This is a genomic window from Kitasatospora sp. NPDC041917 (assembly GCF_055589745.1).
The window spans coordinates 18748-39282 of the sequence record NZ_JBVJBI010000008.1 but is presented as its reverse complement, the minus strand read 5'-3'; the positions used below and the strand labels follow the sequence as shown (position 1 = coordinate 39282).

14 protein-coding genes and 1 tRNA gene are annotated in these 20535 nt (G+C 73.0%); 9 read left to right on the top strand and 6 right to left on the bottom strand.

Annotated features, from left to right (window positions below; all coding sequences use genetic code 11):
• Positions 1 to 8 precede the first annotated feature (8 nt).
• A complete protein-coding gene (locus ACZ6EM_RS11950) occupies positions 9 to 1226 on the bottom strand; it encodes a rhodanese-like domain-containing protein (protein WP_387694043.1) in 1218 nt (405 codons plus the stop codon).
• A 278-nt stretch (positions 1227 to 1504) separates the two neighbouring features.
• Between ACZ6EM_RS11950 and ACZ6EM_RS11945 the strand changes: the two genes are divergently transcribed.
• Positions 1505 to 4285 carry an ATP-binding SpoIIE family protein phosphatase gene (locus tag ACZ6EM_RS11945; protein WP_465772306.1) on the top strand — a complete coding sequence of 927 codons (2781 nt, stop codon included), beginning with the start codon at positions 1505 to 1507 and terminating at the stop codon, positions 4283 to 4285.
• 81 nt (positions 4286 to 4366) lie between these two features.
• On the opposite strand, the gene ACZ6EM_RS11940 is transcribed toward ACZ6EM_RS11945, so the two are convergent.
• Both ACZ6EM_RS11940 and ACZ6EM_RS11935 read right to left on the bottom strand, forming a co-directional pair.
• Positions 4367 to 5059, bottom strand: coding sequence for a hypothetical protein (locus tag ACZ6EM_RS11940; RefSeq protein ID WP_401054941.1), 693 nt, complete (start codon positions 5057 to 5059; stop codon positions 4367 to 4369).
• Between the two features lie 275 nt (positions 5060 to 5334).
• Positions 5335 to 7164 (bottom strand): phosphatidylglycerol lysyltransferase domain-containing protein, encoded by a 1830-nt coding sequence (locus ACZ6EM_RS11935; RefSeq protein ID WP_380357471.1) that lies wholly within the window; start codon positions 7162 to 7164, stop codon positions 5335 to 5337.
• A gap of 340 nt (positions 7165 to 7504) precedes the next feature.
• Between ACZ6EM_RS11935 and ACZ6EM_RS11930 the strand changes: the two genes are divergently transcribed.
• Positions 7505 to 8155, top strand: a complete 651-nt coding sequence (locus ACZ6EM_RS11930; RefSeq protein ID WP_359912234.1) for a response regulator transcription factor — start codon at positions 7505 to 7507, stop codon at positions 8153 to 8155.
• The gene (locus tag ACZ6EM_RS11925; RefSeq protein ID WP_359912196.1) at positions 8152 to 9297 is read left to right on the top strand and encodes a sensor histidine kinase; all 1146 of its coding nucleotides are present in this window, start codon (positions 8152 to 8154) and stop codon (positions 9295 to 9297) included. The genes ACZ6EM_RS11930 and ACZ6EM_RS11925 overlap by 4 nt, the downstream gene beginning before the upstream one ends.
• Positions 9298 to 9397: 100 nt before the next feature.
• Here ACZ6EM_RS11925 and ACZ6EM_RS11920 read toward each other — a convergent pair.
• Positions 9398 to 9481: transfer RNA gene (locus ACZ6EM_RS11920), tRNA-Leu, on the bottom strand.
• 422 nt (positions 9482 to 9903) lie between these two features.
• Between ACZ6EM_RS11920 and ACZ6EM_RS11915 the strand changes: the two genes are divergently transcribed.
• The 6 genes from ACZ6EM_RS11915 (at position 9904) to pknB (ending at position 18417) form a co-directional block, all read left to right on the top strand.
• Positions 9904 to 10770, top strand: a complete 867-nt coding sequence (locus ACZ6EM_RS11915) for a DUF3662 and FHA domain-containing protein (RefSeq protein WP_359912199.1) — start codon at positions 9904 to 9906, stop codon at positions 10768 to 10770.
• Positions 10771 to 10816: 46 nt separating this feature from the next.
• The gene (locus ACZ6EM_RS11910; RefSeq protein ID WP_359912202.1) at positions 10817 to 11371 is read left to right on the top strand and encodes an FHA domain-containing protein FhaB/FipA; all 555 of its coding nucleotides are present in this window, start codon (positions 10817 to 10819) and stop codon (positions 11369 to 11371) included.
• Between the two features lie 54 nt (positions 11372 to 11425).
• Positions 11426 to 13042 carry a PP2C family protein-serine/threonine phosphatase gene (locus ACZ6EM_RS11905; RefSeq protein WP_401045842.1) on the top strand — a complete coding sequence of 539 codons (1617 nt, stop codon included), beginning with the start codon at positions 11426 to 11428 and terminating at the stop codon, positions 13040 to 13042.
• 157 nt (positions 13043 to 13199) lie between these two features.
• Complete coding sequence (locus tag ACZ6EM_RS11900) at positions 13200 to 14579, top strand: FtsW/RodA/SpoVE family cell cycle protein (RefSeq protein WP_359912237.1); 1380 nt, start codon at positions 13200 to 13202, stop codon at positions 14577 to 14579.
• Positions 14576 to 16033, top strand: a complete 1458-nt coding sequence (locus ACZ6EM_RS11895) for a peptidoglycan D,D-transpeptidase FtsI family protein (protein ID WP_401045839.1) — start codon at positions 14576 to 14578, stop codon at positions 16031 to 16033. Before ACZ6EM_RS11900 ends, ACZ6EM_RS11895 begins: the two co-directional genes overlap by 4 nt.
• Positions 16034 to 16293: 260 nt before the next feature.
• On the top strand, positions 16294 to 18417 hold the full coding sequence (gene pknB, locus ACZ6EM_RS11890; protein WP_465772305.1) for a Stk1 family PASTA domain-containing Ser/Thr kinase: 2124 nt from the start codon (positions 16294 to 16296) through the stop codon (positions 18415 to 18417).
• Positions 18418 to 18570: 153 nt separating this feature from the next.
• On the opposite strand, the gene ACZ6EM_RS11885 is transcribed toward pknB, so the two are convergent.
• Together ACZ6EM_RS11885 and ACZ6EM_RS11880 are read right to left on the bottom strand one after the other, a co-directional pair.
• Complete coding sequence (locus ACZ6EM_RS11885) at positions 18571 to 19404, bottom strand: class E sortase (RefSeq protein ID WP_452180308.1); 834 nt, start codon at positions 19402 to 19404, stop codon at positions 18571 to 18573.
• A gap of 37 nt (positions 19405 to 19441) precedes the next feature.
• Entirely contained in the window at positions 19442 to 20533 is a 1092-nt protein-coding gene (locus tag ACZ6EM_RS11880; protein ID WP_452180307.1) for a class E sortase, read from the bottom strand.
• Positions 20534 to 20535 lie beyond the last annotated feature (2 nt).

The window sequence follows — 20535 nt, the reverse complement described above, 5'->3', positions numbered from 1 at the left end:
CCGGGCCGTCAGAGGACGAAGGCCTCCTGGCCGGTGCTGCTCACCATCGGACGGCCCGCACCCTGCCAGGCGTGCATCCCGCCGTCCACGTTCACCGCGTCCCGACCCTGCTGGACCAGGTACTGGACGACCTGAGCGGAGCGGCCGCCGACCCGGCAGAGCACGTACAGCTTCTCCTCCGGCAGCTCGCCGAGGCGGGCGATCACCTCGCCGATCGGGATGTGCAGCGCGCCGTCGACGTGGCCGGCGTCCCACTCGTCCTGCTCGCGCACGTCCAGCAGGGCGGCGTCGGCGGGCACGGCGGCGGCGTCGGCGGAGGGGATCTGCGGGAACATCGTGTGGCTCTCCTGGGATTCGCGGGGATGCGTGTCATTGTCGCCCACCGGCGCCGTGCCGCGGCCGCCGGAGGCCGTACCGTCCGCCGGAGCCGGGCCGCCGAGCAGCCGTTCCAGCTCGGTCCGCCGTTCGGCGGCCTTGGCCAGCAGTTCCTCGGCGAGCTGTTCCAGCAGCCGGTCCGGGTCCTGCGGGGCCAGGGCGAGCAGCTGGCCCATCGGGGTCTGCTCCAGCCGGACCTGCTCGGTGGCGGTCTCGGTGATCTTGGCGGTCAGCCAGTCCAGCCGGCGGCGCAGCCAGTCCGCGCGGTCGGGCGCGTCGACGGCGGGCGCGGCCTGCGGCGCGGTGGACCACTCGGCGGCCAGGGCCCCCAGAGCGGTCGCGTCCCCGTACGCGTAGGCCTCGTTGACCCGGGCCAGGAAGGCGGCCCGGCGCTGCTGCTCGGCCGGGTCGGTGGTCAGGTCGGGGTGGGCGCGGCGGACCAGCTCGCGGTAGATCCGCTGGGCGTCCTTGCCGGGCCGCACCCGCTCCGGTGCGGCGGGCGGCGGGGCCGCCTCCCCGTCCTGGCCGGACTGCTCCCGCACCGAGTCGAAGAGCGCGTCCAGGTCCGGCAGGTCCTCGACCTGCTGCCGTGCCTCGGCGGCCCGGCGCAGGTCCTCCGGCCGGCCGGTGCGGGCCGCGACGGCCTCGGCGACCAGCGCGTCCAGTTCGTCCAGCCGGGCGTACAGCGGGCCGAGCAGCTGGTGGTGGATCAGCGCGAAGTTGTCGATCTCGACCCGCAGCGTCTGGACGTCCACGTCCATGCTGAGCCAGGCGAGCTCGGCGGCGGCGACCCGCTCCTCCAGTGCCTGCTGCTCCGGGTCCGTCCAGCGGGCGGGGCTCTGCGCGCTCACTTGTCGCCTCTGTCTCGTCCGGCCGGCTGCGTCCTGCGGACCACCCGTACGGGCGGTCCGGCCTGCCACCCTACCGCCGTGGTCGCGGGCCCCGTCCGGGTGAACCGGGGGCACGAACCGGCGTGCGGCACACGACACGCAACCGATCCTGAGGAATCTCCCCGTTTCGGTGTCGAGCCCGGCCCGGTCCGTGCTTCGCTGGTATCCGCACAGCGTGCCTTCCTCCGGAGCGACGGCCGCCCCCGGGCGCGGCGGCCAGGCGGGAGCAGAGCGAATCCATGGTGGCCGAGTCCAACTCCACACCGCGGCCGGCGGGCGACGGAACCGCGCCGGGCGACCACCCGACGGGTGTGGCCGCCCTGGTCCGGCTCGTCCCCGTCCTGGTCGACCGGTCCGGCCGGATCGCCCAGTGGGGCCGGGCCGCCGAGGAACTCTTCGGCCACCGCGCCGAGGTCGCCCACGACCGCCCGGCCTCCGGCCTGCTGCCCGCCCTGGAACCCCGGGCGCGCGAACGCTGCTCCGTCCGCCGCCCCTGCGACGCGTTCGACACCCTCGCCGAGCGGACCGCCGACGGCCGCCCCTGGGCCGGCCGGCTGACCGTCACCGACCGCGAGGAGCACCAGCGCGACGTGCTCTGGTGGGCCTACCCGCTGCCCGGCCCGGCCGGCGGACTGCTGGCGCTGGCCGCCGACGCCCGCCCGCTGCGCTCCGCCGGGCCGCGGCTCGCGCTCGGCGAGCGGCTGCTCCCCTTCGCCGCCGCGCCCGGCGCCCGGGGCGGCTTCCACACCCTGACCGCGGCGCTCACCCCGGCCGCTCGGCCGGTGCCCGAGCCACTGGCCCGGCTGCTGCCCGCCGGCCACCGCGCAGCGCTGCTGGCCGCGCTGGACCGGGGCGGACTGCCCGCCCTGCGGCTGGACCCGGCCACCGTGCTGCCGGTGCTGCCCGCCGACGCGCAGACCGGTACGGCGCACGCGGCCGCCGGCCTCGGCCGCCGCTACCCGACGCCCCAGCAGCGCGCCGCCCGGGTCGGCCCGCCGCCGCAGCCCGAACAGGGCGCGCCCGGCCGCCGGCCGCCCGGCCCGCTGCCCGTCCAGCGCGAGGCCGCCGAACGCCCCGCCGCCCCGGCCGCCGTCCCCTCCGCCGTCCGGCCGGTGGCCGCCGTCGCGGGCGCCGCGGCGGGCGGCGGCCCGCCCGTCCCTCCCCCCGCCTCCGGCCGGGAGGCGCCCCCGCCCACCGCAGGAGCCCCCGCCATCGAGCACACCGCCGTCGAACCTCCCGCCAACGGCCATCCGTTGCCGCGCACCGACCAGGCCCCGCCCGCCACCGTCCCGGTCCCCGCGCCCGCGGCCGGGGAGGGCCCGCCCGCCGGACGGCTCGGCCCCTTCCTCACCAACGGGCAGGCCGGCGAACAGCTGGCCCTGCTGAACGAGGTCGGCGGCAAGGTCGGCACCACGCTGGACCTCGGCTTCACCGCCCACGAGCTGTGCCAGGTGCTGGTCCCCCGGATCGCCGACTTCGCCTGCGTGGACCTGGTGGACGGGCTGATCTCGGACTCCGAGCTGCCCGCCGCCCGCCCGGACGACGACACCATGCTGCGCCGGGTCGCCCTGGTCTACAACGAGACCGGCGGCGCCTGGGACCACGTGCTCTCCGAGGGCTCGCTGGTCAGCATGCCCCGCCGCACCCCGCCCGGGATGGCCCTGCAGCTGAACCAGCCGGTGCTGGTCCCGGTGGTCAGCCCGGACGTGGCGGTCGACTACGCGATCGCGCTCGGCGGCGCCCGGCTGGCCCCGGTGGTCACCGGCCGCTCGATGCTGGTCGTCCCGCTCTCCGCCCGCGGCACCGTGCTCGGCATCCTCAAGCTGCTGCGGCTGCCGGACCGCGCCCGGTTCGACGAGGGCGACGCCGCGACCTTCAAGGAGCTGGCCGCCCGCGCCGCGCTGTCGCTGGACAACGCCCGGCTGCACCGCGCCGAGGCGCGGGTCGCCACCACCCTGCAGCGCTCGATGATCCCGACCCGCCCGCCGCAGATCCCCGGCGTGCAGATCGCCCACCGCTACCTGCCCGGCGACCCCAAGGCCGAGGTCGGCGGCGACTGGTTCGACGCGATCCAGCTGCCCGGCAGCCGGGTCGCCCTGGTGGTCGGCGACGTGATGGGCCACGGCCTGCACTCGGCGGCCGCGATGGGCCGCTTCCGCACCGCCATGCAGACCCTCGCCGCCCTGGACCTGCCACCCGGCCAGCTGCTGCGCCACCTGGACAACCTGGCCCACAAGCTCGGCGACGACCACCTCGCGACCTGCCTGTACGCGGTCTACGACCCGATCAACCGGACCTGCGAGCTGGCCAGCGCCGGCCACGTCCCGCCGGTCCTGGTGCACCCGGACGGCAGCGGCGAGCTGCTGGAGATCCCGGCCGGCGCGCCGATCGGCGTCGGCGGGGTGCCGTTCGTCGCCAAGACCATCGACGTCTCGGACGGCTCGATGCTGGTGCTCTGCACCGACGGTCTGGTCGAGGTCCGGGGCGGGGACATAGGGGCCGGCCTGGCCGCGCTCTGCGGCAACCTGATCGACCCCCGGCAGAGCCCCGAGCAGGCCTGCGACGAGGTGCTGCGACGGCTGCACTCGGACGACCGCAAGGACGACGTCGCCCTGCTGGTGGCCCGCTTCGACGGGGTCGCCCCGTCCGAGGTGGCCACCTGGGACCTCGCCGTGGACCACCGCGAGGTCGGCCGGGCCCGCTCGCTGGTGCGCGAGCAGCTGGCCGGCTGGCACCTGGAGGCGCTCAGCGACACCACCGAACTGCTGGTCAGCGAACTGGTGACGAACGCCGTCCGGGTCGCCCGGGACACCGTGAAGCTCCAGCTGATCCGGGTGGACAAACTGCTCGTCGAGGTCAGCGACGACAACCACAACCTGCCCTCGCTGGAGCCGGCCGAGCAACTGGGCGAGACCGGTCGCGGCCTCACCCTGGTCACCAAGCTCGCCGAACGCTGGGGCACCGCCCGCAAGGCGGTGGGCAAGGTCGTCTGGTTCGAGCTCCCGCTCCCGCACGCCTGACGGCCGCGCCGACGGCCGCCGGGCGCCGAACGGCCGCGTACGGGCACCCGTACGCGGCCGGTGGAACGTCGTCGGCACCCGTCAGGGGATGACGGCGCCCGCCGAGCGGCGCCGCCGGGCCTCCACCGCGACCTCCCGCGAGGCGGCCGCGGCCACCGAGGCGGCGGCGCCGACCCCGGCCAGCACCCTCGGCCAGAAGTCCCCGAAGACCTCGACCGAGACGGCGATCAGCAGCGCGGTGACCACCGCGACCACGTGCTCCAGGCCGGCCAGGTTCGGCAGCACCACCGCCTCGCCGATCATCACCGCCACCACCAGGCCGCCGGTGAACCAGGCCCGGCAGCGGAACGCGATGCAGATCGCCAGCGCCACCACCGCGGCCGAGGGCCCGGTGTCCCGCACGTAGGCGACCCACTTCGGGAAGCCGAACAGGTGGTGCGGCCCGATCGCCACGCCGACCCGGGCGAACAGCGTGCCCGCCAGGGTGCAGGTGTAGGCGACCACCAGGGTCATCCGCCGGCCGAGCACGATCTCGGCGATCGCGAAGACCACGAAGACCTGGGCCAGCGCCCCCCAGACCGGAAGGTCCAGCGCCGGCACGTACAGCGAGAGCGGGGTCCGCAGCAGCGAGACGTCCAGCGGCAGCGCCGCCCGCACCACCCCGATGTTGTTGACGAAACGCTCTCCGCCCGGCAGGTGCTGGACGATGCTGAACAGCAGGATCAGAAACGTCGCGACCGTGGCCAGCGGAACGGCGGCGAACTTCTTTCGCACCACCGTGTCCCGGACCGTCGCGAACAACGTTCCCCACTCGGCGACAGCGGCCGATCCGGCGATTGCCAGCGGCCCCTTTCGCACGCCCCCCGCGTGGGTCCTGTGAATCACAACTTTCTCCGAATCCCCGAACTCTCGACTACTCCAACATTAGAAGCCTCTTGACAAAGCCACATCGGCACGGATGTGGAGCGGGGTCATCCTCTGGGGGGAGGCAATCCCCCCATCGGCCCCCCATTTCGACCGACCGGCCCCCTCCGCCCCCCGACGGAGGGCTACCCCTTCCCGTCCCGGGCCGCGACCGGGACCCGGGGCGCCACCACGGCGGCCCGGGCGTGCCGGCGGCGGAACAGGGCGGGCAGGCTCGGCGCGACGATGAAACCCTCGGCGCGCGCGCTCGCGATGCCGATCCGCGGAATCTCGCTGCTCTTCTCGAAGAGCAGGTAGCGCGGTTCCCAGATCGGCCGGTACTTGGCATTGGCGCGGTACAGCGACTCGATCTGCCACCAGCGCGAGAAGAATCCCAGGACCGAACGCCACAGCCGCAGCACCGGGCCGGCGCCGAGGCGCGAACCGCGTTCGAAGACCGAGCGGAACATCGCGAAGTTCAGCGAGACCCGCTTCAGCCCGACCTCCTCGGCGCGCTGCAGCAGCTCGATGACCATGAACTCCATCAGGCCGTTCTCGGTGTCCCGGGCCCGGCGCATCAGGTCCAGCGAGAGCCCGTCCGGGCCCCACGGCACGAAGCTGAGCAGCGCCTTGAGCTCGCCGTCGCCGTCGTGGCACTCCAGCATCACGCAGCGGCCGTCGCCCGGGTCCCCGAGCCGGCCGAGGGCCATCGAGAAGCCGCGCTCGGTGGCCCCGTCGCGCCACTCGTCGGCCTTGGCCACCAGCTCGGCCATCTCCTCCTCCGAGATGTCCTCGTGGCGGCGGATCCGCACCGTGTACCCGGCCCGCTTGACCCGGTTGTAGGCCTGTCGGACCACCCGCATCGCGCGGCCGTCCAGCGAGAACTCGTCCAGCTCGACGATCGCCTCGTCGCCCAGCTCCAGCGCGTCCAGCCCGTGCCGGGCGTAGATCACCCCGGCCTCCTCGGAGGCGCCCATCACGGCCGGCGCCCAGGCGTGCTCACGGGCCTCGGACAGCCAGGCGTCGATCGCGCCCGGCCAGGCCTCCGGGTCGCCGATCGGGTCGCCCGAGGCGAGCGAGACGCCGCCGATCACCCGGTAGGTGACCGCCGCCTTGCCGCTGGGGGAGAAGATCACCGCCTTGTCCCGGCGCAGCGCGAAGTAGCCGAGCGAGTCCCGCTCGCCCTGCTTGTCCAGCAGGCCGCGCAGCTGCGCCTCGTCCTCGGCGGTGAGCAGCTCCTTGCCGCGCGGGCTGCGGAAGGCCACGTACAGCACCAGCAGGAAGAGCACCGCGCCCATCGCGTTGATCGCGGCGTTCACCCAGGTCGGCGCGGCGATCACCGAGCGCAGGTGCTCGGACGGGGTGATCGTGATCATCCGGCCGACCGAGTAGCGGAACAGGTCCCAGAAACCGGCGCCGGACAGCTCGTTGGTCAGCCAGACCAGCAGCGCGCCCACCCCGCCGCCGAACGCCAGCCCGGCGACGAAGGTGGCCGCCGCGGTCTTCGGGTTGGAGCTGTCGCCCTTGGACGTGAACTCCTTGCGCCCGATCAGCAGCGCCAGCACGAACAGGCAGGTCAGAACGGTGGAGATGTAGTTGAGCGGGTGGGAGTCGAAGCGCTCGTCCGGCACCAGCATGGCCGCCAGGTACAGCAGCGCGAACATCCCGCCGAGCGCCGTGTTGAAGATCCACGCGGCCCGCTTGCGCCGCCGCATCGCGATCGCGAGGAACACCGACAGCACCGCGCTGGCCAGGCCGGCGGTCATCAGGTACGGGGTGAAGTACTCGCCCTCGTTGTGCTCGTAGACCTGGTCGCGGAAGGGCACCAGGAGCACCGTCGCCACGTTCAGCAGCGCGATCAGCCGCAGGTACCAGACGGAGGCCGCGGCGGCCCTCGGACGCCAGCGGTCCAGCACGTCGCCGGGCCGGGGTCCGTGGGACGTGGCGGACGGCTCCGACTTCACAGTGGACGACACAGCTCAATTCCAAACGATCAGATGGTGGGGCGCATCCGCAAACGGCCCGGCGTCGGGCGCCCGCTCGGGCCCGACGGACTGACCGGCGACCTCACCCGGCCGACCGCCCGATTGGAGGATGCGGCCGGAAAAGGGTCAGCCAACTCCATGTTTCCCCACCGAACCTGAGAATTGCGTGAACCGGGTAGCGGATTCCCACCCCCGCCGAACGGCGGGGGTGATCAGCCCCCGGCGTTCGGCACCCCACTCGCACAACCCCTACTCTCGAAACGACCCACGCGGACCGCCCCGACCCGGCCGCCCGAACCGAGGAGGCACCATCACCACCACCCGCGTGCTGATCGTCGACGACGAGATCCTGGTCCGCTCCGGCCTGGGCCTGATCGTCGGCTCCGCCGACGACCTGGAGGTGGTCGGCGACTGCTCCGGCGGACAGGCCGAGGAACACGTCCAGCGGCTTCGCCCGCACGTGGTGCTGCTCGACATCCGGATGCCCGACCTCGACGGCATCTCGGTGCTGCGCCGCCTGCGCGCCCTGCCCGAACCGCCCGCCGTGGCGATGCTCACCACCTTCGACACCGACGAGTACATCGGCACCGCGCTGCGGGCCGGCGCGGCCGGGTTCCTGCTCAAGGACACCGCCCCCGAGCAGTTGGTGCACGCCGTCCGGGTGCTCGCGGCCGGCGGCAACATCCTCTCCCCGACCGTCACCCGCACCGTGATCGGCGGCTACGTGGACGGCGGCGGCCCGGACGCCGAGGCCACCGCGCTCGCCCGCACCCTCACCGGCCGCGAGCTCGACGTGCTCGCGCTGCTCGGCGAGGGCCTGTCCAACGCCGAGATCGCCGACCGGCTCTTCCTCGGCACCGGCACCGTCAAGGACCACATCAGCGCGATCCTCGGCAAGCTCGGCGCCGCCAACCGGGTCCAGGCCGCCGTCCTGGCCCACCGGGCCGGGCTGGTCCGGCCCAAGCCCGGCGACGGGGCATGACGACCGCCGACCAACTGCCGTCCAGACGGCTGCCGGCCTGGTGCACCGCCCCCTGGCTGATGCTGCTGCTGCCCGTCCTCTACTCCCTGCTGGACGCCGCCCTGGTGGCCCGGGAGGCCGCCTGGTGGCAGGTGGCGCTGTCCACGCTGGCCGCCGTCGCCCTGTTCTGGCGCCGGCGCTTCCCGGTGACCGTGCTGCTGCTCACCATGCCGGGCAGCTTCGTGGACGAGATCTGGCTGGCCCCGATCACGGCCGTCTACTCGGTGGCCGCCGAGCGCCCCCGCCCCCGGATCGTGATCCCCTGCGGCGTCCTGTTCGCCCTGGTCGAGTTCTTCCACTGGCCGCTGCCCGAGGGCGTCCTCGACCTCAGCCGCGCCACCGCGCTGGACGCCATCCAGGCCGTGATGCTGGCGGCCGGCCCGGCCGCCACCGGTCTGCTCGCCCGCACCCGGCGGGAGCTGGCCGCCCGCCTGGACGAGCTGACCCGCGGCCAGGAGCGGGAGAGCCGGCTGCTGGCCGAGCGGGTGCTGATCAGCGAGCGCGGCCGGCTGGCCCGGGAGATGCACGACGTGGTCTCGCACCAGGTCAGCCTGATCAGCATCCAGGCCGGAGCGCTCCAGGTGAGCAGCCCCGACCCGGCGGCCGTGACCGCCGCCCGCACCATCCGCGAGCTGTCCGTGCGGACCCTGGACGAGCTGCGCCAGATGGTCGGGGTGCTGCGCGGCACCGGCGGGCTGCCGGACGCCCCGCTCGCCCCGCAGCCCCGGCTGGCCGACCTGCCCCGGCTGATCGAGGAGAGCGGCCTGACCGCCGACTCCGAGCTGGTCCCCGGCGACCGCCCGTGGCCGGAGGCGGTCGAACGGGCCGCCTACCGCACCGTCCAGGAGGCGCTCACCAACATCACCAAGTACGCCCCGGAGGCGGCGGTGCACGTGCGGGTCCGGGCGAAGGGCCGCCGGCTGCGGGTCGAGGTCCGCAACGACGCGCCGCCGGTGCACCCCACCGAGACGCTGCCGGGCGGCGGCCACGGGCTCGTCGGCCTGCGCGAGCGCGCCCAGCTGCTGGGCGGCACCCTCACCGCCGGGCCGACCCCGGACGGCGGCTTCGAGGTCCGCGCCGAACTCCCGGCCAGCCGCGGCTGATCCGCCCCGGCCCGGCGAAGGCACCGGTGCCGGCGGCCGTCGGGCAGGGAACGGACGACAAAAAAGCCCCGCAGATCCATAGATCTGCGGGGCTTCGCTGTGCGCGAGGGGGGAGTTGAACCCCCACGCCCTTTCGGGCACTGGAACCTGAATCCAGCGCGTCTGCCTATTCCGCCACCCGCGCATGGGTGTTGTCCTCGTTGCCGACCGATCTTCCGGAGTGCTCGGTACCATCGGTACTTCGCACTTCCTTGGACCGGCCTCCCTTTCGGGCGGCCCTTCCGACATGGAAAACATTAGCACGACCTGGGGGGCTGCTCCGAATCCGTTGTCCGGGGACCCCGGTGACACTCGAACCAATGCCCGACGAACGCCCGTACGACTTCCGGAAGGGCGATCCGACGGGCGCACCTGGCGTGCCGTACCCGGAATGCGTCACCCTGTGTGTCCGAGCCCACCCCCGGGCACCACACGGTCCGGGAACCGTACGGAAGGGCCCGGCGTGGATACGATCAGTACGGAAGTACCGCAAGTAGGAGGCGCGACCGGGTCCCGGGCGGGATCCGGCCGGCAGGCAGGCGAACGAACCCTGGAAGGGGGTGCCCCATGGGAGTGCTGAAGAAGTTCGAGCAGCGGCTCGAGGGTCTCGTCAACGGCACCTTCGCCAAGGTGTTCAAGTCCGAGGTCCAGCCCGTGGAGATCGCCGGGGCGCTGCAGCGCGAGTGCGACAACAACGCGAGCATCTGGAACCGCGACCGCACCGTCGTGCCGAACGACTTCATCGTCGAGCTGAGCCCGCACGACCACGAGCGGCTCAGCCCCTACTCCGGGCAGCTCGGCACCGAGCTGGCCGGCATGGTCCGCGAGTACGCGGAGGCCCAGCGGTACACGTTCATGGGTCCGCTCCAGGTGAACCTGGAGAAGGCCGACGACCTGGACACCGGGCTGTACCGGGTGCGCAGCCGCACCCTCGCGGCCGAGGAGCCCCCGCAGCAGCAGTACGCGCCGCCGCAGCCGGGCTACGACCGTCCGCCGGCCGCTCCCGCCCCCGGCGCACCGTGGCAGCAGCCCGGCGCCGGCCAGTACAGCGCGCCCCCGCCGCCGGCCGCGCCCCCCGCGATGCCCCCCGGCCCGCCCGCGCCCGCCGGTGGCAACGTCCGGGCCTTCCCCGGCGCCGGCCACGGCGGCGCCGGCATGCGCCGCTGGGTCGAGGTGAACGGCGCCCGGCACCAGATCACCGGCTCGGCCTGCGTGCTCGGCCGGTCGACCGAGGCGGACGTGCGGATCGACGACCCCGGGGTCTCCCGCAAGCACGCCGAGATCCGGCCCGGCACGCCCTCGATGGTGCTCGACCTGGGGTCCACCAACGGCATCGTGGTGGACGGACAGCACACCCAGCGCGCTACGCTCCGCGACGGCTCCCGAATCGTCGTGGGCTCCACCACCATCGTCTACCGGCAGGTCGAAGGGTAGTGTCCGAATTGTTCGCGCGCCTCGCTCACCGACTGGCGGGACGGCCATGTCAGAACTGACCCTCACGGTCATGCGGCTGGGCTTCCTGGCCGTGCTGTGGCTGTTCGTCATCGTCGCGATCCAGGTGATCCGCAGCGACCTGTTCGGCACCAAGGTGAACCCGCGGTCCTCCCGTCGCGGCACGAACGCCACGGCCGCCGGCGGCGCCGCCACCGCGACCGCCGCCACCGCCGCGCGTGCCGCGGCACCGGCCCAGGCCGGCCCCGCGGCGGGCCAGACCCAGGGCGGCGGGGGGCGCCGTCGCGGCGGCCCGACCCAGCTCGTCGTGGTGCAGGGCTCGCTGGCCGGCACCACGGTGGCGCTCCAGGGCCAGACCATCACGCTCGGCCGCGCGCACGACTCCACCATCGTGCTGGACGACGACTACGCGTCCTCCCGGCATGCCAGGATCTATCCGGATCAGACTGGGCAGTGGACGGTCGAGGATCTAGGCTCCACCAACGGCACCTATCTGGACCGGCAGCGCCTGACCGCGCCCACCCCGCTCCAGCCGGGCATGCCGATCCGTATCGGCAGGACCGTCATCGAACTGCGGAAGTAGTTGGCGCATGAGGGACAGCATCCCGTCCATGACCCAGAGGGGGGCACAGGTCGCATGACCCTGGTGCTGCGCTTCGCCGCCGGCTCCCACAAGGGACTGATCCGGGAGGGGAACGAGGACTCCGGCTACGCCGGGCCGCGGCTGCTGGCCGTGGCCGACGGCATGGGCGGTGCCGCGGCCGGCGAGGTCGCGTCCTCCGAGGTGCTCGGCTCGATCGTCCGGCTGGACGAGGACGTGCCGGGCGCCGACCTGCTGACCCTGCTGGGCGACGCCGTCCAGGGCGCCAACGACCGGCTCCGGCTGATGGTCGAGGAGGACCCGCAGCTGGAGGGCATGGGTTGCACCCTGACCGCCATGCTGTGGACGGGTCAGCGGATGGGCCTGGTGCACGTCGGCGACTCCCGCGCCTACCTGCTGCGCGACGGCTCCCTGGTGCAGATCACCCAGGACCACACCTGGGTGCAGCGTCTGGTCGACGAGGGCCGGATCACGCCCGAGGAGGCCGAGACCCACCCGCAGCGCTCGCTGCTGATGCGGGCGCTGGACGGCCGCGGCCAGGTCGAGCCCGACCTGTCGATCCGCGAGGTCCGGGCCGGCGACCGCTACCTGATCTGCTCCGACGGCCTCTCCGGCCCGGTCAGCCACCAGACCCTCCAGGACACCCTCGGCAGCTACTACGCGCCCGAGCAGACCGTGCAGGAGCTGATCCAGCTCGCGCTGCGCGGCGGCGGTCCGGACAACATCACCTGCATCGTGGCGGACGTCATCGACGTCGGCGCCACGGACACCATGAGCGGCCAGTTCAACGACGTCCCGGTGGTGGTCGGCGCGGTCGCCGACGCCCCGCCGTCCTCGGCCGCCGCCGACCGCTCGATCGCGGACACCCCGGCCGGCCGCGCCGCCGGCCTCGGCCGCGGCCCGCAGGGCGCCTTCGGCCCGGCCGAGGGCTACCAGGAGGGCTACGGCGCCGCGCACGGCGGCTTCGGCCCCGCCGAGGGGTACGAGGGCGAGTACGGCTCCGGCGAGCCCTCGGTGTACGGCACCGAGGACTTCGACGAGGAGCGGCCCGCGAAGCGCAAGCGCAAGGGCCTGACCGTCTCGCTGGCCGTCCTGGTCACGCTCGGCCTGCTCGGCGGCGCCGGCTGGTTCGGCTACCAGTGGACCCAGGACCAGTACTACGTCGGCACCCAGGACGACCACGTCGCGATCTACCAGGGCATCAACCAGAACCTGGCCGGTCTGAGCCTGTCCTCGGTGCACTCCTCGTACAGCAGGATCCAGCTGAAGTGGCTGCCCGAGGACCAGCAGGTCCACGTGAAGAAGACCATCTCGGTCGGCAGCATGAAGGACGCCCAGTCCACGGTCAACGAGCTCGACGGCTGGGTCCAGCTCTGCCAGCGGGCGGCGAGGGCGACCGCCCCGGCCGCACCGCCGGCCACCCAGGCGGTGCAGGCCGCGTACCTGGCCACCACGCCCACCCCGACCGAGAAGAACCGCGGCCCGGCCGCGGCGACACCGACCACCTCGCCCTCGGGCACGCCGACGCCGACCGCTCCGGGGGCACCCGCCCCGGCGCCGAACACCACCCCTCCGGTGACCGGCGCACAGGGCGACCAGGCTCCGCTGACCGACGAGGAAATCAGCCGGGCCAACTCCTGCCCGAAGCAGTGACATCCGTGATCCGACATAGGTCCGCCCCGAGCGGGCTTGCCGGCCGTCAGGGAGCGGTCACCACGTGAGCAGCTACGACCTGAGCGAAGAAACCACCCGGTCCGGCCGGCGCCGGGCGGCTGAACGTGCCGTCCCCCGCCGCCGGGGCAACACCACGATCTCCCCGCAGGAGACGCCCAACCGGCGCAACACCGAGCTGGCCCTGCTGGTCTTCGCGGTGCTGGTGCCGGTCCTCGCGTACGCCAACGTCGGCCTCGCGATGGACGGCAAGCTGCCCACCGGCATGCTCGGCTACGGGCTCGGCATGGGCGCCCTGGCGGTGGTCGCGCACCTGCTGGTGCGCCGCTTCGCGCCGTACGCGGACCCGCTGATGCTGCCGATCGCCACCCTGCTGAACGGGCTCGGGGTGGTGATGATCTGGCGGCTCGACAAGGCGGGCAAGCTGCTCAGGGGCAACTACCCGGCGGCCGAGAACCAGCTGATGTGGTCGGCCCTCGGGATCGCCGGCTTCATCGGGGTGATGGTGCTGCTGAAGGACCACCGGGTGTTGCAGCGCTACACCTACATCTCGATGGTGGTGGCCCTGGTCCTGCTCGCCGCGCCGGCCTTCTTCCCGTCCCGGGCGGAGGACTTCGGCGCCAAGATCTGGATCCGGATGGGCAGCTTCTCCATCCAGCCGGGCGAGTTCGCCAAGATCGTCCTGACGGTGTTCTTCGCCGGCTACCTGATGGTCAAGCGGGACGCCCTGGCGCTGGCCAGCCGCCGGTTCATGGGCCTGTACCTGCCGCGCGGCCGCGACCTCGGCCCGATCGTCGTGATCTGGCTGCTCAGCCTGCTGATCCTGATCTTCGAGAACGACCTGGGCACGTCCTTCCTGTTCTTCGGCCTGTTCGTGGTGATGCTCTACGTCGCCACCGAGCGGACCAGCTGGATCCTGTTCGGCCTGCTGATGTCGGTCGGCGGCGCCGTCGCGGTCGCCTCGACCGCCAGCCACGTGAAGGTCCGCATCGACGCCTGGCTCGACCCGATGGCCGCCTTCAGCGCGAACCCGCCGAAGGGCGCCACCGAGCAGATCGGCCAGTCGCTGATGGCGCTCGGCTCGGGCGGGGTCACCGGCTCCGGCCTCGGCCAGGGCCGCTCCTGGCTGATCGCCTTCGCGGCCAAGAGCGACTTCATCCTGGGCTCCTTCGGCGAGGAGCTCGGACTGACCGGTCTGATGGCGATCTTCCTGCTGTACGCGCTGCTGGTGCAGCGCGGCCTGCGCACCGCGCTCGCCGCCCGCGACCCGTTCGGCAAGCTGTTCGCCGTCGGCCTCTCCTCGGCGATGGCGATCCAGGTGTTCGTCGTGGCCGGCGGTGTCACCGGGCTGATCCCGCTCACCGGTATGACCATGCCGTTCCTCGCCCAGGGCGGTTCGTCCGTGGTCGCCAACTGGGCGCTGGTCGCGATCCTGCTGAAGATCAGCGACAGCGCCCGCCGGCCCGGGGCCGAACCGGCCCCGGCCGCCACCGAGGGCCAGGGAGGACCCGCCCGATGAACAAGCCGATCCGCCGGGTCTCGATCTTCTGCCTCGTCCTGATCCTGGCCCTGATGGTGCGCACCAACTGGGTGCAGGGCGTCCAGGCCGAGTCCTGGGCCACCAACAAGAACAACAAGCGCCAGCTGTACGACCGCTACGCCCACCCGCGCGGCAACATCATCGTCAGCGGCCAGCCGGTCACGAAGTCGGACTTCGTCGACGGCCTGCGCTACAAGTACAAGCGCTCCTGGGTCGACGGCCCGATGTACGCCCCGGTGACCGGTTACTCCTCCCAGGCCTACGGCTCCAACCAGTTGGAGAACCTGGAGGACGGCATCCTCTCCGGGACGGACGACCGGCTGTTCTTCCGCAACACCCTGGACATGCTGACCGGCGAGCAGAAGCGCGGCGGCGACGTCGTCACCACCATCAATGCCAAGGTCCAGAAGGCGGCCTTCGACGCCATGGGCAACAAGAAGGGCGCGGTGGTCGCCCTCGACCCGAAGACCGGCGCGATCCTCGGGCTGGTCTCCACCCCGTCCTACGACCCCGGCACCTTCGCCGGCGGCGAGGCCGCCGACACCAAGGCGTGGACGGACCTCAACGCGGACCCGAACAAGCCGATGCTCAACCGGGCGCTGAAGGAGACCTATCCGCCCGGCTCGACCTTCAAGCTGGTCACCGCGACCGCGGCGTTCGAGAACGGCCGGTACCAGAGCATCGACGACGCCACGGACACGCCCGAGCCGTACATCCTGCCGAACACGACCACCCAGCTGAAGAACGAGAGCCCGAACGAGCGCTGCGAGAACGCGACCGTCAAGTCCGGGATGGACCAGTCCTGCAACACGGTCTTCGCCAAGATGGGCGCGGACCTGGGCAAGGAGCGGATGCGCGCGCAGGCCGAGAAGTTCGGCTTCAACAGCACGATCGACACCCCGGTCCGGTCCGAGAAGAGCGTCTTCCCGGACAGCCCGAGCCTGGACGGCACCGCCCAGGACTCGATCGGCCAGCACGACACCCGCGCCACCCCGCTCCAGATGGCCATGGTCTCCGCCGCCATCGCCAACAACGGCAGCCTGATGCAGCCGTACCTGGTCGACCAGGAGCGCTCGGCCACCCTGACCACCGTCTCCAAGCACACCGAGAAGCAGTTCTCCCAGCCGATGAGCCCGGCCACCGCACAGAAGATGCAGGACCTGATGATCTCGGTGGTCGAGAACGGCACCGGCACCAACGCCAAGATCCCCGGCCTCCAGGTCGGCGGCAAGACCGGCACCGCGCAGCACGGCGAGGACAACGCGGGACTGCCCTTCGCCTGGTTCACCTCCTGGGCCAAGACCGCGGACGGCCAGTCGGTCGCGGTCGCGGTGGTGGTCGAGGACGGTTCCCAGAACCGCGACGGCATCAGCGGCGGCCGGCTCGCGGCCCCGATCGCCAAGGCGGTGATGCAGGCCGCTCTCGGCAAGTAGGAGCGTGGATCCGAGGTGAGGGGAACGTCACGATCGCCGGCCCCGTCCGGATACCGGTCTGATATCGGCCGACGGCTGACTCCGGTCCGGTGCGGTGCGACCGGTAGCGTATCCGCCAGCAGCGGGTGTGCCCGTTGCCGCCCGCGAGGCACCGCACGGCTCGGCCGGAGAACCGGTCGCGGGCCGCGCGGCGTCACCCAGAGCGTGCGGGGACACCTACGTCACAACCTCACCGGCGGGTGAGGGAGAGGGTCTGAACTATGGAAGAGCCTCGTCGCCTCGGCGGCAGGTACGAGCTCGGCGGCGTCCTCGGACGCGGCGGCATGGCCGAGGTGTACCTCGCCCATGACACCCGACTCGGCCGCTCCGTCGCAGTGAAGACGCTCCGGGCCGACATGGCCCGGGATCCGTCGTTCCAGGCCCGCTTCCGCCGCGAGGCGCAGTCGGCCGCGTCCCTGAACCATCCCGCGATCGTCGCCGTGTACGACACCGGCGAGGACTACATCGACGGCATCTCCATCCCGTACATCGTGATGGAGTACGTCGAGGGGTCCACGCTGCGCGAGCTGCTGCACTCCGGCCGCCGGCTGCTGCCCGAGCGCGCCCTGGAGATGACCATCGGCATCCTCCAGGCCCTGGAGTACTCGCACCGGGCCGGCATCGTGCACCGCGACATCAAGCCGGCCAACGTGATGCTGACCCGGCAGGGCAACGTCAAGGTCATGGACTTCGGCATCGCCCGTGCGATGGGTGACGCCGGTATGACCATGACGCAGACCTCGGCCGTCATCGGCACCGCCCAGTACCTCTCCCCCGAGCAGGCCAAGGGCGAGCAGGTCGACGCCCGCTCCGACCTCTACTCCACCGGCTGCCTGCTCTACGAGCTGCTGACCGTCCGCCCGCCGTTCGTCGGCGACTCGCCGGTCGCGGTGGCCTACCAGCACGTCCGGGAGGAGCCGCAGCCGCCGTCCGTCTTCGACCCCGAGGTGCGCCCCGAGGTCGACGCGATCGTGCTGAAGGCGCTCGCCAAGGACCGCGACTACCGCTACCAGACCGCCGACGAGATGCGCGACGACATCGAGCGCTTCCTCGACGGCCTGCCGGTGGCCGCCGCCCAGCAGGCCGCGTACGGCATGGGCGCGGCCGGGTACGGCTACGACCAGAACGGCTACCCGCAGCAGCACGACCCGTACGGCCAGACCAACGTGCTGCCGCAGCAGCCCGGCGGCGGCCCGACCACCGTCCTGCCGCAGGCCTCCGGGCAGCCCGGCTACGGGCAGCAGGGCGGCTACCCGGACGACGGCTACGGCCAGACCTACGCCGGCGCCGCGGGCGGCGGCAACGACGGCTACGACGACGGCTACGGCCGCGGCGGCGGCCGGCGCGGCGAGGACCCGCCGAAGAAGAGCAACACCTCCTGGGTCGTGCTGGCGGTGGCCGCCGTGCTGGTCCTGGTCGGCACCTTCTTCGTCGCCCAGGCGATGTTCGGCGACAAGGGCACCAAGGAGGCCGCGAAGGTCACCGCCCCGAACCTGGTCGGCAAGACCCTGGCCGAGGCCAGGACGGCCGCCGCCGGGGTCGGCCCCAAGCTCGTGGTGACCGAGGGCGACAAGATCGCCTGCCCGGACACCAACGTCAAGAAGGACCAGGTCTGCACCCAGACCCCGACGCCGGGCACCCAGGTCGCGGAGACGTCCACCATCACGGTGCAGGTCTCCTCGGGCCCGGCCAAGGCGCAGGTCCCCGGCGTGGTCGGCAAGCCCAAGGACCAGGCCGTCAAGGCGCTCGCCGACCTCGGCTTCACCAACGTCACCACCGAGTACAAGGACGACGACAACGCCGCGCAGGACACCGTCACCGCCCAGGACCCGGCGGCCAACGCGGCCGTCGACCCGAGCGCCGCGATCAAGCTGACCGTGTCGCAGGGCAAGACCAAGGTGAACGTGCCGAACGTGGTCGGCTCCCAGAAGGAGGACGCGACGGCCACCCTCCAGGGCCTCGGCTTCCAGGTGGACGCCTCGAAGACCGTGCCGGCCCCCGACCCGAGCAAGGTCAACACCGTCGCCTTCCAGTCGGTCCCGGCCAACACCAAGGCCCCGGCCAACACCAAGATCTCGCTGACCGTCTTCAAGGCACAGGACAAGCCCCAGGTCCCGCCGCTGGCGAACGTCAAGCTGGGCGACGCCGCCAACCAGCTGAAGGCGCTCGGCCTGACCTACGTCGTGGTCAGCGGCCCCGCCGACCCGAACGCGACGGTGCAGCAGACCAACCCGCCTGCCGGCACCCAGGTCGACCCGAACACCCAGATCCAGCTGTACACCAAGGCGGCCGAGCCGCCCAAAGGGGGCGACCCCACCACCACACCCCCCAAAGGGGACCACTAAGCCTCCGATATTCCCCTGGTTCGGCTGAACCGGGGGACCAGCAGCACGGAGCACGCCCGAGGGCCCGCCGCAACGCTTGCGGCGGGCCCTCGGGCGTTCCGTACCCGGCCCCGGGAGGTCCCCGGGAGGTCCCGAGGAGGCCTGTGAGGGGCCTCAGGGGCGCCGCAGCTCCGGCGGCGGGGTGCGCTTGGCGTCCATGTCGTCCACCCGCACCAGGCTGCCCCAGACGGCCATCCGGTAGCGCGAGGTGTACACCGGCGTGCACGTGGTCAGGGTGATGTAGCGGCCGGGCCCGGCGTAGCCGGAGCGGGCCGGGACGGGCGCCACGATGCCGGTGTCGTACTTGGACGTCTCCGCCAGGGTGCTGTCGACCTTGTAGACGTACCACTTGTCCTGGGTCTCGACCACGACCGCGTCGCCCTGGTGGACGGCGTCCAGGTCGTGGAACTTGGCGCCGTGGCCGTCCCGGTGGGCGGCCAGCGCGAAGTTGCCCTCCTGGTCCCAGGGCATCGCGGCCTTGTACGGCTGCTCGTACACGCCCGCCACGCCGTCGTCCAGGACCTCGGTGGAGGTGCCCAGCCGGATCAGCACCTGGAAGTCCCTGCCCATCGCCGGGACGTGCAGGAAGCCGACGTCGTCCCCGACCGCGAACTGCTTCGGCGCGGCCGTGGGCGCGGCGCCGGGGGCACCGGACGCGCCGGGGGCCGGGGCGGCGCCGGAGGCGGCCGGGGGGCCGGGGTTCGGGCCCGCCGCCCAGCTGCCGCGCAGCCGGTCCGCGGCCGCCGAGGCCGAGCGGTCCGCCTGCACGTTGGTCCACCAGAGCGAGTAGGCCACGAACAGGCCGAGCACCAGGCCCAGGGTGATCAGCAGCTCGCCGAAGACGCCGAGCGCGGCCAGCGCCCGGTTCCGGCCCCGCCCGGCCCGCGGCTCGGGTGGGGGGAAGGCCTCCTGCGCCGGTTCGGCCGACTGCGCGGTCTCGTCCTGCATCTGCGGTGTTCCCCCTCCGGGCCGGGCGGCCGGGCGGCTACCCGCCCGTGATCGCGGCCGGCTTGCCCTGGGCACGCGGCCGTTCCTCGATCATCTTGCCAAAGACGATGAGACGGAACTTGGAGGTGAACTCCGGGGTGCACGTCGTCAGCGTGATGTAGCGGCCGGGACCGGTGTACCCGGCGCCGTTCGGCACCGGCTTGATCACGCTCACGTTGTTCGGGGAGGTCTCCGGGATGCCCCCGGTGACCTCGTAGGTGTAGTACCCGGCGGCGGTCTCCACCACGATCTTGTCACCCTTGCCGAGCTGGTTGATGTACCGGAACGGCTCGCCGTGGGTGTTGCGGTGGGCCGCCAGCGCGAAGTTGCCCGCCTTGTCGCCCGGCATGCCGGTGCCGCTGTAGTGGCCGACCAGGCCGTTGTCGAGCACCGCCGACTTGGAGGTGCCCTCGGCGATCGGGAACTTCAGCCCCAGCTTGGGCAGGTGGATGATGGCGAAGCCCTTGCCGGGCTCGAACACCTCGGGCTTGTTCGGGTCCGGGGCCGGTTGGCCCGGCTGGACGGGCGGGGCGACCGCGTTGAACTGCTGCTCCAGCTTGTTGCGGGCCCCGTCGGCGGCCTCGTCGGCCTGCACGTTGGTCCACCAGAGCTGGTACGCCACGAAGAGCAGCATCACCACGCCGAGCGTTATGCACAGCTCGCCGACGCCCCGGGCGGCCACCACGAGCAGGGACTCCTTGGGACGCACCCGCCCGGCGGCGCGGCCGCCCGCCCGGCGCCGGCCGTTGCCGGAGCGCAGCGAGGTGCGGCCCTGGGCGGCGCGGCGGCGCTCGGCCCGGCCGCCGGTGGGGGCCGGTTCGGCGGCCGGCGCGCCGAGGTCCGGGGGCAGCCGCAGCTGGAGGGTCTGGTCGGGCAGCCAGGGGTACTCGGGCCCGTCCACCAGGGGCTCCTGGGCCTGCTCGTAGACGCCCCAGGCGTCCTCGGGCACGGTCTGTCCCGGGTGCTGCCGGTAGGGCGCACCGCCGGTGCCGTCCTCCTGGCCCGGGTACCCGGGCCCGCCGTACTGCTGCACGGTGCCGTACGGGTCCGCCTCCGGCTGGAAGCGCCGCTCCGGACGCAGCGCGGTCACGC

Bases quoted from the DNA above. Each gene is read 5' to 3' on its own strand.
- ACZ6EM_RS11945 (WP_465772306.1), top strand. From the start codon at position 1,505: ATGGTGGCCGAGTCCAACTCCACACCGCGGCCGGCGGGCGACGGAACC.
- ACZ6EM_RS11925 (WP_359912196.1), top strand. From the start codon at position 8,152: ATGACGACCGCCGACCAACTGCCGTCCAGACGGCTGCCGGCCTGGTGC.
- ACZ6EM_RS11915 (WP_359912199.1), top strand. From the start codon at position 9,904: ATGGGAGTGCTGAAGAAGTTCGAGCAGCGGCTCGAGGGTCTCGTCAAC.
- ACZ6EM_RS11910 (WP_359912202.1), top strand. From the start codon at position 10,817: ATGTCAGAACTGACCCTCACGGTCATGCGGCTGGGCTTCCTGGCCGTG.
- ACZ6EM_RS11905 (WP_401045842.1), top strand. From the start codon at position 11,426: ATGACCCTGGTGCTGCGCTTCGCCGCCGGCTCCCACAAGGGACTGATC.
- ACZ6EM_RS11895 (WP_401045839.1), top strand. From the start codon at position 14,576: ATGAACAAGCCGATCCGCCGGGTCTCGATCTTCTGCCTCGTCCTGATC.
- pknB (WP_465772305.1), top strand. From the start codon at position 16,294: ATGGAAGAGCCTCGTCGCCTCGGCGGCAGGTACGAGCTCGGCGGCGTC.
- ACZ6EM_RS11885 (WP_452180308.1), bottom strand. From the start codon at position 19,404: ATGCAGGACGAGACCGCGCAGTCGGCCGAACCGGCGCAGGAGGCCTTC.